The 13,542-nt window shown below is 57.2% G+C and carries 11 protein-coding genes; 6 read left to right on the top strand and 5 right to left on the bottom strand.

Going from position 1 to position 13,542, the window contains the following annotated elements; all coding sequences use genetic code 11:
- From ACFSR7_RS05345 to ACFSR7_RS05365, 5 genes are all read left to right on the top strand, one after another.
- Complete coding sequence (locus ACFSR7_RS05345; RefSeq protein WP_378159503.1) at positions 1-513, top strand: SRPBCC family protein; 513 nt, start codon at positions 1-3, stop codon at positions 511-513.
- 47 nt (positions 514-560) lie between these two features.
- Positions 561-890, top strand: coding sequence for an ArsR/SmtB family transcription factor (locus ACFSR7_RS05350; RefSeq protein ID WP_378159504.1), 330 nt, complete (start codon positions 561-563; stop codon positions 888-890).
- A gap of 180 nt (positions 891-1,070) precedes the next feature.
- Positions 1,071-4,382 carry a DUF4073 domain-containing protein gene (locus tag ACFSR7_RS05355; protein WP_378159505.1) on the top strand — a complete coding sequence of 1,104 codons (3,312 nt, stop codon included), beginning with the start codon at positions 1,071-1,073 and terminating at the stop codon, positions 4,380-4,382.
- A gap of 174 nt (positions 4,383-4,556) precedes the next feature.
- Positions 4,557-5,756: a ParB/RepB/Spo0J family partition protein gene (locus ACFSR7_RS05360; RefSeq protein ID WP_378159506.1), complete on the top strand. Its 1,200-nt coding sequence runs from the start codon at positions 4,557-4,559 to the stop codon at positions 5,754-5,756.
- Between the two features lie 107 nt (positions 5,757-5,863).
- Complete coding sequence (locus tag ACFSR7_RS05365; RefSeq protein ID WP_378159507.1) at positions 5,864-6,070, top strand: hypothetical protein; 207 nt, start codon at positions 5,864-5,866, stop codon at positions 6,068-6,070.
- Positions 6,071-6,106: 36 nt separating this feature from the next.
- On the opposite strand, the gene ACFSR7_RS05370 is transcribed toward ACFSR7_RS05365, so the two are convergent.
- Positions 6,107-6,961, bottom strand: coding sequence for an AraC family transcriptional regulator (locus ACFSR7_RS05370; protein ID WP_378159508.1), 855 nt, complete (start codon positions 6,959-6,961; stop codon positions 6,107-6,109).
- A gap of 166 nt (positions 6,962-7,127) precedes the next feature.
- On the opposite strand from ACFSR7_RS05370, the gene ACFSR7_RS05375 reads away from it, so the two are divergent.
- On the top strand, positions 7,128-8,462 hold the full coding sequence (locus tag ACFSR7_RS05375) for an alpha-L-fucosidase (protein WP_378159509.1): 1,335 nt from the start codon (positions 7,128-7,130) through the stop codon (positions 8,460-8,462).
- A gap of 380 nt (positions 8,463-8,842) precedes the next feature.
- On the opposite strand, the gene ACFSR7_RS05380 is transcribed toward ACFSR7_RS05375, so the two are convergent.
- The 4 genes from ACFSR7_RS05380 to ACFSR7_RS05395 all read right to left on the bottom strand — a co-directional run bounded on the left by ACFSR7_RS05380 (position 8,843) and on the right by ACFSR7_RS05395 (position 13,322).
- Positions 8,843-10,087: a M48 family metallopeptidase gene (locus ACFSR7_RS05380; RefSeq protein ID WP_378159510.1), complete on the bottom strand. Its 1,245-nt coding sequence runs from the start codon at positions 10,085-10,087 to the stop codon at positions 8,843-8,845.
- A 145-nt stretch (positions 10,088-10,232) separates the two neighbouring features.
- Positions 10,233-11,420 (bottom strand): polysaccharide pyruvyl transferase family protein, encoded by a 1,188-nt coding sequence (locus tag ACFSR7_RS05385; protein WP_378159511.1) that lies wholly within the window; start codon positions 11,418-11,420, stop codon positions 10,233-10,235.
- Positions 11,421-11,603: 183 nt separating this feature from the next.
- Positions 11,604-12,152 (bottom strand): NADPH-dependent FMN reductase, encoded by a 549-nt coding sequence (locus tag ACFSR7_RS05390; RefSeq protein ID WP_378159512.1) that lies wholly within the window; start codon positions 12,150-12,152, stop codon positions 11,604-11,606.
- Positions 12,153-12,626: 474 nt separating this feature from the next.
- Positions 12,627-13,322 (bottom strand): hypothetical protein, encoded by a 696-nt coding sequence (locus ACFSR7_RS05395; protein ID WP_378159513.1) that lies wholly within the window; start codon positions 13,320-13,322, stop codon positions 12,627-12,629.
- Positions 13,323-13,542 lie beyond the last annotated feature (220 nt).

The raw sequence follows: 13,542 nt of genomic DNA on the forward strand, positions 1-13,542 counted from the left end.
ATGGATCAAAACGAGGCAAATCAGCAGGGCGCTGGCGCCAACGATCGGACGTTCGTCATAGAGCGCGTATTCGACGCGCCGAAGGAAATGGTTTACGAGGCGTTCGTGAACCCCGAACTGCTGTCGAAATGGTGGGCACCCAAGCCTTTTACGATTCCGGTCTGCCGAATCGACCTCAGGACAGGCGGCAAATGGCACTACTGCATGCGTTCTCCCGAAGGCCACACGCAGTGGGTGCTAGGCATCTATGATGAGATCCGCCCGGTCGAGCTTGTATCGTATGCCATCACCTTCGCAGACGAGCAGGCGAATCCGACGGACGTGATTCCCAAGCAGGAGGTCACCGTGGAATTCACGGATGCCGGGAACGGACGAACGACGCTCACCCTGAGCTTCCGCCTGCCTACGGCCGAAGACCTTCAAGCGACGCTGAAAATGGGGATGCGCGAAGGAACCGCAATGACGCTGGACACGCTCGCGCAAGAGGTGCTGCCGGCCATGAAGCGCGTCTGATCGGACTCGGACAAGCGGGGAAAGTGCAACAAGCAGGAGGTACGCCAATGAATACAGCTACGTTCGGCGCGCTCGCCGAGCCCCATCGGCTCGGCATGGTAGAGCTGCTGCGAGAAGGCCCCCTCTCGGTTGGCGACATCGCCGACCGGATGGCGCTGGGCCAGCCTCAAGCCTCCAAGCATCTGCGCGTGCTGAGCGACGCTGGGCTGGTCGAATCGCAGCCGGTCGCCAACAAGCGAATTTACAAGCTTCGTCCGGAACCGCTGCAGGAGATGGACCAGTGGCTCTCCGCCTTCCGTGCGTCTTGGGAAGCGCGATTAGACCGGCTCGATGCGCTGCTGGCCGAGATGCAAGGCAAAAGCAAGCGGGACGAATAGCGCTAAGAGGAATATCTTTTATGGGTTCTGCTTTCCGGCAGAACTCTTTTTATGTTTTCCGATTTTGTCAATTTGAGAAAATTCCCCTCTATTTTTGCGCTAATTAATATGTTTAACAACTTTTTCTAGCGTTTAACGTTTTATGAGATTAAAAATCCAACTAGAGAAGGGAACTGAGAGATGAAACTTAAAACCTTGCGAATGGTCGCGATGCTGCTCGCCTTCCTGCTCCTGCTTCAACCTTTGCTGGGCGGATTGGGAACTGCGGGAAGGGCTGCGGCCGCATCTACTCCGTTGGAACAAATCAATAATGCGGATGACGAAGAAAGCTTAATGTTGGCGCTTACAAACCCGGATGCAAATTTGAACCTGCCTAGCGGCTTTACCGAATGGAGCGCGGCAGACAAGTCCGATGCATTGAAAGCAATCAAAACCTTTATTAAACCTAATGATGTAGATTCCAACTATGAAACGCTTGAGCAAGTCCAATATGTTTTGGACCTCATCGATGTAACGTACGCATCGCGAGACGATTTAAGTTTGGCGACCGTAAGCAGCAAGATCGATAAGATACTCGGCTTATCTTCCAAGCTAAGCACGCTGTTCCCGAACTCCTCCCAAGCCGAACAATTTCAATCGACCGTCGATTCATTAAATGCCTTGAACTCGGCGGACAAGTCATTTTTTAATTATTTGGTCAAGCTTCAATTCGCCATAACAACCGTCACTCAAGAGAGTTCCCCTTTTACTTTGGCGCAAGTTATTTTGATGGTTGGCGGGCAGCTTCCTACGATCAACCGCGCCGAGACGCCAGAAGATATGGGCAGTGTGATGGATTTATTAATTAATGGCGTCCCGGAAATGATTGAAGGAATCAAGAATGCGGACTCGTCCATTCCGATTGAAAACTTAGGCCTTGATTTTAGCAAAGCCGAAGCACTGGATGAAGAAGAAGGAATGGAACTCGTCCAGTGGATGTTCGATCGGCGTCCGCAAGACGGCTATGCCGATATCGCCGCCATTCAGACTGCTTTTGATAACTTCTTCAAGATGATTCCGCTTCGCGACGTCAATGCGGCCATCAAAGACAAAAACGTCAAGAACTTGCTGACGGCGCTGACGAATCCTGCGCTTGGTCTGACGCTGCCTGAGGGCTTCGAAAGCTGGAGCAACGACATTAAGATGTCTTGGGCCGCAACCTTCACGAATATCTTTGGAGAAGATGGCCAAGGCCAAAATGTTAGTTTTTCCTATGGCAGTGTCGATCAGCTCCAGTATGTCTCGGATCTGGCAGCCATCCCGGTAGGCTTGCTGGAGGACCAGAGTCTTACTTCTATCGGAAAAACGATCGATGCGGCGTTCGCCAAAATCGCAGATTTTGAGAAGGCATTTCCCGATATTGAACAATCGGAGTTATTCGCCAAACTAGGCGACGACTACAATGCGCTGACGCCAGTGGAAAAATACATTTACAAGTATTATCTCTATATTACGATCACGACAGCGGTCAACGAACCGCCAAGCGATGATGGCGATGACGATGATGACAGCGACAACGGTAACGGAATCGGGACGGGAAATCTATTTTATTTCCTGCTTTACCCTTATGCTATCTACCAGCCTGTAGCGATAAACCATGCAGTCGAGCCACAACAGATGCTCGGATCTCTCGGCTTCCTGTTCCAGTTCGTACAGATGACAGCCGAGAGCTTCGAAGCGGAACACCCTGGCGTTGACTATGTAAAATGGGGGCTCGATCTGTCAAAACTGCAGAATATATCCCCCAAAGATGAGAGCATCGCAGCCGAGCTCAGCAACTGGATGCTCGACAAGCGTCCCGAGGGCGGCTATGCCGATCTGGCTGCGATCCAGACTACCTTCGACCAATTCTTCACGCCGGCTGCGCCTTCGGTCACGGCAGACGACGTCGCTGACAAGCTCGTCGGCGCGACCGCTGCGATGGAGTATTCGACTGATAACGGAACGACCTGGACGAGCTACGATCCTGAAAATGCGCCGGTCTTCTCCAATTATGTTACCGTCCTTGTTCGTTACAAGGAGAACGGCGTAAGATCCGCCAGCCCGACGACCAGCGTCTCGTTTAACGTGCCGTACAGCCCGCCGAGCAACACGAACACGGAAACGATCTATGTCGATGTCCAGGGCAGCAACGGCAGCGGACTGGCGCGCACCCCGGTCACCCGTACGACGGACGCATCGGGTAAAATGACGGACACCGTAACGCTGACTTCCGATATCGCCAAGGAAGCCGTGGACAAAGCCAAGGCGCAAAGCGGCACCACCGTCCGCATCGTGCTCCCCGATTCGGGAGACAAGGTGTCGGAAGTACGGGTGAACGTTCCGCTGGCAGCTTTGACGCAGCTCAACGACGGGAAGATGAACCTTGAGCTGTCGACCAGCGACGGCGTAATCACCGTGCCTGTCGCTTCGCTCTCCGGCTTCGGCCAGGACCTTTACTTCCGCCTCGTGCCGGTGAAGACCGAGAACGGACGCGTACAGATCGAGACGAGAGCCAAGCAGGAGACGGCAATCCAGCAATACTTGCAAAACGAAGCGGTTAAAATCTACGGACGTCCGATGGAAATCGAGACGAACCTGCAAAGCAAGGAAGCGACGCTCTTCATGCCGCTGAAGGACGGCTTGCCGACCGATGCGACAGCGCGCAATCGCATCCTGAACCATCTCGGCGTCTATGCCGAGCACAGCGACGGCACCAAAGAACTGATTCAGGGCAAGGTCGTCACCGTCAACAATGTGACGGGCATTCAGTTCACCGTTCAGAAATTCAGTACGTTCGCATTGGTCTATCTGGCCGGCTTGAACGACGCTGCGGTCTCGTCTACGCATACGCCTTATATTAACGGATTCGGAACTCAGTTCCGTCCGGAGGCATTCGTGACCCGCGCCCAGATGGCTGCCATGCTCGCGCGCAACCTGCCGGACACCACGGTTACGACCGGCACCACAGCAGGCTCGGACGTACGTTCCGGACACTGGGCGATTAACGAAATTCTCAAAGCCAAAGCCGCAGGCATTATGGGCGGCATCACGGAGGATATGTTCGATCCGGAAGGCGCCGTGACGCGAGCGCAGATGGCTGCGATCGCTGCACGCTGGCTGCAGAAGGGACCTACGGGTGCGCAGGTCACCCCTGTTCCGGGAAGCACCGCAGGCTATAGCGACGTATCCGTCGGCCATTGGGCTGCGGATGCCATCTCCTACGTCTCGGCGCGAGGCATCATGACAGGCTATGCCGGTCAGACGTTTAAGCCCGACCAGAAGCTGACGCGGGCCGAAGCCGTCAAGGTGCTGAACCGCCTGTTCGACCGCGGACCGCTGAACGGCGCGACTGCGATCACCTTCACGGACGTGCCGGCTACCCACTGGGCATACGCCGACATCGAAGAAGCCGCGACTAATCATACGTTCACGGTTGACGCACAGGGCATCGAGCACATCGCTGCACCGTAAAGGCAGTATCGTGAAAAGAAGCTGCGACGCTTCGGCGTTCGCAGCTTCTTTTTGATGCAGGAGTCAAGACATTGGGGAGCGTGCGTTCCTATCCGATACAACCTGTACTATAATAGATCCATAAGCAGATGGCGCCCGTGCGGCGTCCATTACTCGTACAGGAGATTATGCCGCATGCAAATTATCGAATTGCCCATGAATCTGATCGACGAAGACAAGGATCAGCCCCGCTACCGGTTCGGAGAGGAGTCGCTGCAGGAGCTGGTCAACAGCATCGGGGAGATCGGCCTGCTGTCCCCGATCAAGGTGCGCAAAGCCGAAGGCGGCCGCTACAAGATCATTTACGGCAACCGCCGATACCTGGCCTGCTCCAAGCTTGGCCGCGATACGATTCCTGCCATCGTGTCGGAAGCGACGGACGAGACGGAGATCTACCTCGAGCAGGTCGCCGAGAACCTGACGCGCGAAGGCTTCACGCCCATCGAGGAAGGCGAGGCGTTCGACAAGCTGCTCAACGACCCGAAGTTTGCGAGCTCGGTGAAGTTTCTGGCCGCCAAGCTCGGCAAGCCGGAGTCGTATATCAAGAACAAGTGCGAGCTGCTGAAGTTCGGGCCCGCGGTCAAGAAGCTCGTGGTTAGCGGCACCGATATCCGCAAAGGCACGCTGACGGAAGACCAGTTGCTCCCGCTCAAGGATCTGCCGATGGAGTACCGCGATCCGCTCGCGCTCACAATGGCGAAGGACGAGATGCCGGTCATCGACGTGAAGCGGATCGCCAAGCTGTTCAAGGACACGTCGATCTCGGAGCGCACGAAGAGCCAATTGCTGTACAAGGATGGGCCTGGACTCCTGGACACCTGGTCCGCCTACGAGGCGAGCCGCAAGGAACGAGCGCGTGCAGCCGCGGACGCGGAGCGGCGCAAGGCGGAAGCCGAAGCCGAGCGCGAGGAAGAGGCGCAGCGGAAAAAGGCGGAGGCCGCAGCTGATGCGGGCGACGCCCGCCAGGGGCCCGCCGGCGGGACGGCGGGCGGCGGGGCCGCGGGGTCTGCGAGCGGCGGAGCCGCGCAAGCCGCGGCGGCGACGGCATCCGCTGCCGCTACGACGCAGCCGGGAGCCGGGGCGCTTGGCCGGGCCGATACGGACGCGGCGATAGCGGCCATGGCGGCAGCGGCGGCTGGCGCGCGGACGATGGCCACGCTGCGCGATCTGCTCGCGGCGCTGCCGGCGCCGGACGCGCTGGCGGCCGAGCTGGAAGCGGCCACCTCCGTGGATCCGGAGGCGCTGCGGGACGGGCTTGACGATCTGATCGGCCGTCTCGAAGGCCATCTGAACGCCTGCCGGACGGCAAGAGCCGAAGTCGTTAAGCGGATATAAAAAAGAGGAACGTCGGGAGCGAGCTCCTGACGTTCCTCTTTGCGTCTTGCCGCGTAAATAACGATGTCGCACATCCTTATTCCCTCGCAAGCGAGCCCATTTGCCACATGAACGATGTCGCACATCCCTATATCGCCGCCAGCACGCCAATTCCGCGCATTAACGATGCCGCACATCCTTATTCCACCGAAAGCACGCCAATCCGCTACTTTAACGATGCCGCACATCCTTATTCCGCCGCAAGCACGCCAATCCCGCGCATTAACGATGCGCCATATTCTTATATCTCCATGGTCCGTCAATCTGAGATCTAATCGTTCTCCATATCCGCGGCGGCCTGCTCCCGTCGACTACCCCTCTCCCGCTTCTCCGCCCCCCGACCGGTACGCCGACGGGCTCGCGCTCGTCTCGCGGCGGAACGCTTTGGCGAAGTGGTTCGTGTCCGGGTAGCCGACGGCCGCGGCGATTTCTTTAATGCTGCGATCCGTCGTCCGGAGCAGCAGGCGGGCCCTCTCCATGCGCTTGCGGTTCACGTACCTGATCGGCGGCATGCCGAACCGCTGATTGAAGTATTTGACCAGATAGTTGGGGTGCAAATGCAGATAATCGGCCAGACCGTACAGGGTCAGCTCGTCGGCCAGATGCGTCTCTACATAACGCGAGATCAGCATGATTCGCTCCGCATCCTCGGCCGTGCCGCCCGTACGGCTGAGCGATGCGCGCTCGACGACCGGCGCCAACAGCTCCAGCAGATGCGCCTTCTCGCGAAGCCTTGCGCCGATTCCCCGTTTGGACGCGCATGCGACGAGCGATTCGAACCTGCGACCGACCTCCTCCCGCCGCTCGACGTCCACCGTCATCCGGTATGGCACGTCTAGCCACGAGAACAACCCAGCGTCCCCAAGATCCGCGTTGAAATGACACCAATATTTTAAAAACGGCCTGCGTCCTTCGATCGCCGAAAACGACTGGAGCACGTTGGCCGGCATCAATACCAGCTCCCCCGGCTTCGGCATGAACTCTTTGTCGCCGATGCGCAGCCAACCTTCGCCCTCGCATATGTAATATAGTTTGTTGTGGGCAGGTACATAATCAATCTCCCGCCACACGGGACTGCACTGCGAATAATGCGCCTCGACCACGTCGATTCGGAGCTGAGGCAGTATATCGTCAAGCGCGCCGATTCCGGCCGTTCCATCGCCCATCGTTTTTCCCCTGCGCTTTCAGGTAAGGATGACTGCGTTCTCGAACGAGGTTAATTTGATACCCGCAAGCCTTAACCGCGTCCCTCCCCGCCTCCCGCCCGATGCTGGTACACTGGGCTGGCAAGGCCGAGAGCCTATCCCTATTATAACGGAGGAAGTCGCGACGATGGCACATAATCAGGAGTGGCTGGACCGCCAGGAGCGGACGCGCTGGTTTTTGCAGGACCGGTTCGGCATGTTTATACATTGGGGGCTGTACGCGATTCCGGCGCGCGGCGAATGGGTCCGCAACGTGGAACGCACTTCGGTGGAAGACTACCAGGTTTATTTCGAAGAGTTTGATCCCGTAGACTACGATCCGCGGGCTTGGGCGCGAGCCGCACGGCAAGCCGGCATGAAGTATGCGGTGCTGACGGCCAAGCATCACGACGGCTTCTGCCTGTTCGACAGCAAGCTGACGGATTACAAATCGACGAATACGAAAGCCGGTCGCGATCTCGTGGCGGAGTTTCTCGAAGCATTCCGCGCGGAGGGGCTCAAGGTCGGCCTCTATTACTCGCTGATCGACTGGCATCATGAAGACTTTCCCGCGCACGGCGATCTCTATCACCCGATGCGTGACAACGAAGCGTACAAGCGGGATCCGGCGACCTTCGACCGCTATCTCGATTATATGCACGGGCAGGTTCGCGAGCTGCTGACGAACTACGGCAAGCTGGACCTGATGTGGTTCGACTTCTCCTACGACGTCATGCAGGGCGAGAAGTGGCGCGCCTCGGAGCTGATCGCCATGATGCGGGAGCTTCAGCCGCACATCGTGATCGACAACCGCCTGGAGGCAGGCGGCGAAGGCGGCGGCAGCATCTATACGAAGGCGCCGCTGGCTTATGCGGGCGACTTCGCCTCTCCGGAGCAGATCATCCCGCCGTCCGGCGTCACCGACGAAGACGGACAGCCGATCCCTTGGGAAGCCTGCGTCACGCTGAACAACAACTGGGGATACGTGGCTTCGGACAACAATTACAAAAGCCCGACCATCGTCATCCGCAAACTGGTGGAGTGCGTGAGCAAAAACGGCAACCTGCTGCTCAACGTAGGTCCCGATGCGCGCGGGCGCATTCCCAAGCAGTCGCTGGACATTCTGGCGGAGGTAGGCGACTGGATGGCGCTGAACGGCGACAGCATCTACGGCTGCGGACAGGCGGAGCTGCCCAAGCCCGATTGGGGACGCTATACGCAAAAGGGGAACACGCTGTACGCGCATGTGTTCGAGGAGAGCGTAGGCGCGATTAATCTGGCCGGGCTCGCCGGACGCATCAAGCGCGCGCGGCTGCTCGCGGACGGCTCGGAGCTGCCGGTGTCGCGTCCGTGGAATGCGGCGCTGTTCGAAGCTGACGCCTTCTTCAACTTCGCGCCCCCGGTGCACTACACCTATCCGCTGCCGGATGCGCGCGGGACGGTTGTGGAGCTGGAGCTGAAACTGAAGCAGGATCAGGAGTAGACTGCCATTGGAAATAAAATCGCAGGCACGCCGAAAGCATGCTTTCGGCGTGCCTGCGATTTTCGGATGTTTGGCGGGTTGAAAAGCCTGCATTTATACATGTATTTTCTACCGATCAGCCACACTTGATGAAATACCTGCAAATGCGCAGGTAAATTCAATATTTAAGCCCGAAATCTGTCTGATAGAGGAAAATACCTGCATTTTTGCATGTATCCGTGTCAAAAGGATAGGCATCGGCGGAAATAGATGTATATTTGCAGGCATTACGCCGAATGAAACGGTAGCGGGGGGCAAAGGGATCAACGCGGGCGACGATCTGCCCCCATCGGAACGGCTGTCGGATGAGCCGACGATCGGCGTTCCGCTACACCGACGACTCACCGCCCCGCTGCCTCCAAATACCACGCCTTGTAATCGTCAAGCAAGCCGTTTTGCATTTCCCGCTCCAGCTCGGCGAACTCGGCCTCCATCTCGGCAATCAGCGTCGCAGACAGACGAAGCGTTGGTGGGCAAGGCCGGCTGTCCAGATACGCCAGACGATAGGCCGTAGGCGGATGGGTCGTATCCGCCCTCGCCGTTTCCGAGTGCAGCAGGCGATCAAGACGAAGCTTTTCGATATCGGGTACATGCGCGATTCGGCTGCGGAATTCGTCGAATAGATTGCGATTGAACTTGAACCTCGCCAACCGCTCCACGGTCAATATAAAGGTCGGCCCCAGATGAAACTTCTGCAGCGAGCTTCGCATAGGTTCCGTGCCGACAAGCTCCGCCGCGCTACGATCCGCATAATACTCGGCTTGTTGAGATTCCCGCCACACCGACAGCCCGAGTAAATACCACGGCCAGAACACAAGCTTGGCCAACTGCACGCGCACCCAATAGAGCCGCGGCCAGAGCGTCGGGTTGTTAGGGTTCGGCGCAACCATGTTGTGCCAGACCGCCAGCGTCCGCCAGGCGCTGCCGACGAACCAGCGGCGCGTGATATCCCGGTTCGCATGATGAGCCATCTCGTGCGCGAGAATGGCGATTTTCTCCTCCGGAGCGAGCGCCGCGAATAGCGGCAGTCCGATTCCGACGATTCGCCTCCGCCGCCATCCTGCCGTCGTAAGAAAGGCGGTGTAATCTCTCACCGCAATGACATGATCGACTCTGGTGGCTCCAAGACCCTCGGCAAGCTCGTCCAGCACCCGATAGATGGCCGGATAACGGCTGCGGTCCAGCAAAGGCTTTGGCAGTTTTCGTACGGGAGGAAACAGATTTAACGAGATAATGAGGAAGACCATGCCGAAAAACAGGTCGCCTATCGTTCGCATCGTGTAAAGGTGAATGACAACGCGAGAGTAGCAATAGAGAGATAGCAGATGCACGGCCGCCGAAAAAACGTACGCCGCGAAAGTTCGCCAACTCCACTTGTAAGTCATCCCGGACTCGGCTAATACCTGGCTCCGCAAGGCGTCGACCGACTTTTGCCCCAAGATGCGATTCAAGCGGCCGGCCAGCGACCGCCTTCCATCTGCGCGATCCGGATCGATATTCCAGTTGCATGCGGGACACCAGGTTACGAACCCCGGATTAACTTGCATGGCTGCGCCGCAATTCGGGCAGAGCTCGGCCTTGGACATGCGCGCCCCCTCGATTCTCCTAAACTGACATTCTTCTCCTTACATTAATTAAAAACGAAAAAGCCGTCTACGCCCATTCGCTCTATGGGCCGATAGACGGCTTTCTTGCTGCTTTTCATACTGCTTTTCATGCTGCTTGTCCTGCCTACAGCGCGAACGCCTCGGCAAAAATGCTTTCCCGGTGAATATCTCTGAGCGTGTCGTCGATCTTGGCGGCTTCGACGTCGCGGTTCTCGATCATGGCGTCGAGCTTCGCGATCATATTGGCTTCGATATGAGCGCTGTCCCGCACGTCGAATACGTATTCTCCTTGTCCAAAACGTCCCAGCAGTTCGCGGTATTTGGTCGCCCAGCCGAGCGCCACGACCGGGATACCGTTCTTGTACGCATGCACGATGGAGTGATAGCGGGAGGCGACGAGAAATTCGAACTGCACGAGCACGTCATGAATCGCGATGCAGTCATATTCATCCTCCAGCAGCACGACGCGCTCGTCGTTCGGGAATCTGCGCTTGATCTCCTGGCAGATGATCAGATCCTCCGTGGAGTGACGGAACAGGTAGACGTTTTTGCCGCGATCCAGCAGGTGCCGCGTCATGCGCTCGTACATCGCGAGCATCGATTGGCGCGTGCCGTACTTCATCGTCTTGACGTTCGGCACGATGCCGACCGCATTCGGCTTGATCGCAAGCGGCTCGCCCTTTATGTAATTGCCGTCGCGGAACAAGTGGGACAGATTGTACGGATTCGCGCCCTGCAGCACGATGTCTACGGATCTGCGCAGATTGCCGGACGTGTATTTACCGAGAAAATCGGCGCCTTCTTGCTCGCGTGCGTAGATGTATTTCGGATAACGAATGTATTTTTTGATCATCGGCGGGATGACGTATTTGTAAATGCCGGTGTACTCGAACGGGCCGAACGACTGGGAGAGCAGCACCATCGGGATCTTGTTCTGCCGGGCGAGCCGAATATTCGCCAAATAGTTGATCGTGTGGCGGATGCTGAACTGCGAGGAGAGGGCGAAGCCGCTGATGTCGACGATGAGATCGGTTTCCTTCAGGATCTCCTTCATCTGCGCCTTGGTAATGCTGACGCGCTCGTCGTTCGGAATCAGCTTGCCGATCAGCGTGTAGACGCCGCCCAGCAGCTCAATCTTCATTTTTTTCCCCATCTTCACCAGTTGAAACGCGTAATTGCGGTCCTCGTCCGGACAGACGAGCACGAGCTCTTTATCCGGATATCGCATCTTGATTTCGTTTACGACGGTGAACGTCATCGCCTGGGCGCCCTTATTTTCCATTTGGCCCCCGACAATCAATATTTTGCCCATGCATCGATCTCCCTTTCGCTTTAACTTGATGGATTGGCCGGCTGCAGCCAGACGGCACCGCCTCAAGGGGCGGCAAAACATAGAAGATAGTCGCTTTTACCCCCTGCCCGGCCATCCCAAACAAGAAAGAGACCCGGATGCCGCCGCTGCGGACATTCGGGCCTCATGCAAAATCATGGCGAATCAACGATGTCTGATCAGCTCTAAAAAGCGATCGACGACGACATCAATATGAGTCAATGTCCGCTCGTCCGTCAGGCGGGCGCCGCCTTCGCCAAATTTCTGCGGCGCTTGCGCGACCGCGATCTCGTTGCCGGCCGGAGGCAGCATCGCCGCCTGGATGCCCGGGCTTGACAGAATCTCCCGCAGATGCAGCTGGCCTCGCAGCGTGCCGTACATGCCGGGACTTGCGCCGGCTGCGAGCACGGGCTTGCCGATCAGCACCTTCTCTCCGCGCGACAGCCAGTCCAGCGCGTTCTTGAGCACGCCCGGCACCGACCAGTTGTACTCCGGCGTCAGAATCAGCACACCGTCCGCGGCCGCTACCTGCTCGCTCAGCTTCCGTACCGACTCCGGCGGATTTTCCTCCTCGTCCTGGTCGAAAAACGGCAGCGTGCCGATGTTCGCGATATCCAGCTCAAACTTGCCGCGGTATCTCTCCTGCAGGGTCAACGCCAGCTTCAGATTCACAGACTCCCTGCGCAGACTGCCTACTAGCGCGATCAACTTCATTCCGTCATCAACCTCTCTTCCAATTATCGCTCGCAGCAAAACCATACGACTCCCTCACCATAGCAGGCCGCAACCGGTTATTTCAAGTAACTTGCTGCTTTCAAAGCCCTAACTGCTCCAGTTGGATGGCTTTTACGGCTAGCTCTTAGCTCCGACCGCCCCAACTGTGCCGATAATCGCTTTTGGACACTATCTCCGCACCCAAGGCCACTCCCGCGCTGCCGATAAGCGCTTTTGGACACTATCTCCGCTCCCAAAACCCCTCGCGCGCCGCCGATAATCGCTTTTGGACACTATCTCCGCTCCCAAAACCCCTCGCGCGCCGCCGATAAGCGCTTTTGGACACTATCTCCGCTCCCAAGGCCCCTCCCGCGCTGCCGATAAGCGCTTTTGGTCACTATCTACGCTCCCAAAGCCCCTCGCTCGCTGCCGATAAGGCGCTTATCGGCACTATCTTGTCCAACAATGCTCGGGCTAACGCCGACTTAACAATTCCTTCCCCTTATCCCCGATCGCATAGCCATAGTCCCTGTGCTCGCTGCCCCCAACACGCAAAATGAGTTGAGATTGCTTCATACGCTGAATCAGCTCGCGTGCTTTTCTATGCTTAATATCCAGCCAGTCTCGAACATGCTTAGGCGTAAACATTTTTGAATTAGCCGCTAACCTGAGCAACTCCCGCTCATAAACGCCCAATTTCTGCAATCCGTTGCCTCCTCGACCGCGCTTGCCCAACACCTCGTACACCGCTCGTCTGCACATCTCGGGTTTCTTGTCCAACTCGTCCCGGCTAAACGGGAGATATACGTACCCGCCGAGCGCAAACGTCCGCATCCGCATTCGCTCAAGCGAAAAGCGATCCCTCGTAATAAGCTCGGCATGCACCACATAACCGTCGCACTCGAACACCAATCCCAGCGGTTCATAATATACGTCCGCATATATTTTGAAGCCATTCGCCCCCAAAATCTCGTACTCCAGTTGAAAACCCTCGAGCGACCCGAAAACAGGCAGCAAAAGATCGGTCAATAACTTGATCGTGCCGCTCAGTTCCCGTTGCAGCATCTCCAGCCGCTGCCCCTTCGCCACCTTCCTCTGCGCTTCGATAAACGCTGCGACGATAGACTCCGCCGTCTGTCCAGCGCTGTGACGTTTCTCTTTTTTAGCCATGAACCTTCCCCCCTGACAGCGTCTGAAAATGCAAAAAAGCCGCTCGCTCCCCATGGGAGTAAGCGGCGTATGCTTCACGCGCATATTCGTAACTTTAAGTCGGTCAGCATCAGAATAGCATACTGCCATGGAGCTGCCAAGCACACCCCATCAATTTCCTAAGCTATTGCGCACGCCTTCGCATCACGGTATATTCAACCCATAGCGTTATCCGTGGAAA

The organism is Cohnella sp. GCM10020058 (assembly GCF_042683485.1).
Taxonomy (GTDB): Bacteria; Bacillota; Bacilli; order Paenibacillales; family Paenibacillaceae; genus Cohnella.

Excerpts from the sequence above, each read along its gene's own strand:
- ACFSR7_RS05395 (WP_378159513.1), bottom strand. The coding sequence starts at position 13,322 with ATGGCTAAAAAAGAGAAACGTCACAGCGCTGGACAGACGGCGGAGTCT.
- ACFSR7_RS05390 (WP_378159512.1), bottom strand. The coding sequence starts at position 12,152 with ATGAAGTTGATCGCGCTAGTAGGCAGTCTGCGCAGGGAGTCTGTGAAT.
- ACFSR7_RS05345 (WP_378159503.1), top strand. The coding sequence starts at position 1 with ATGGATCAAAACGAGGCAAATCAGCAGGGCGCTGGCGCCAACGATCGG.
- ACFSR7_RS05360 (WP_378159506.1), top strand. The coding sequence starts at position 4,557 with ATGCAAATTATCGAATTGCCCATGAATCTGATCGACGAAGACAAGGAT.
- ACFSR7_RS05355 (WP_378159505.1), top strand. The coding sequence starts at position 1,071 with ATGAAACTTAAAACCTTGCGAATGGTCGCGATGCTGCTCGCCTTCCTG.
- ACFSR7_RS05350 (WP_378159504.1), top strand. The coding sequence starts at position 561 with ATGAATACAGCTACGTTCGGCGCGCTCGCCGAGCCCCATCGGCTCGGC.
- ACFSR7_RS05380 (WP_378159510.1), bottom strand. The coding sequence starts at position 10,087 with ATGTCCAAGGCCGAGCTCTGCCCGAATTGCGGCGCAGCCATGCAAGTT.
- ACFSR7_RS05365 (WP_378159507.1), top strand. The coding sequence starts at position 5,864 with ATGAACGATGTCGCACATCCCTATATCGCCGCCAGCACGCCAATTCCG.
- ACFSR7_RS05370 (WP_378159508.1), bottom strand. The coding sequence starts at position 6,961 with ATGGGCGATGGAACGGCCGGAATCGGCGCGCTTGACGATATACTGCCT.
- ACFSR7_RS05385 (WP_378159511.1), bottom strand. The coding sequence starts at position 11,420 with ATGGGCAAAATATTGATTGTCGGGGGCCAAATGGAAAATAAGGGCGCC.
- ACFSR7_RS05375 (WP_378159509.1), top strand. The coding sequence starts at position 7,128 with ATGGCACATAATCAGGAGTGGCTGGACCGCCAGGAGCGGACGCGCTGG.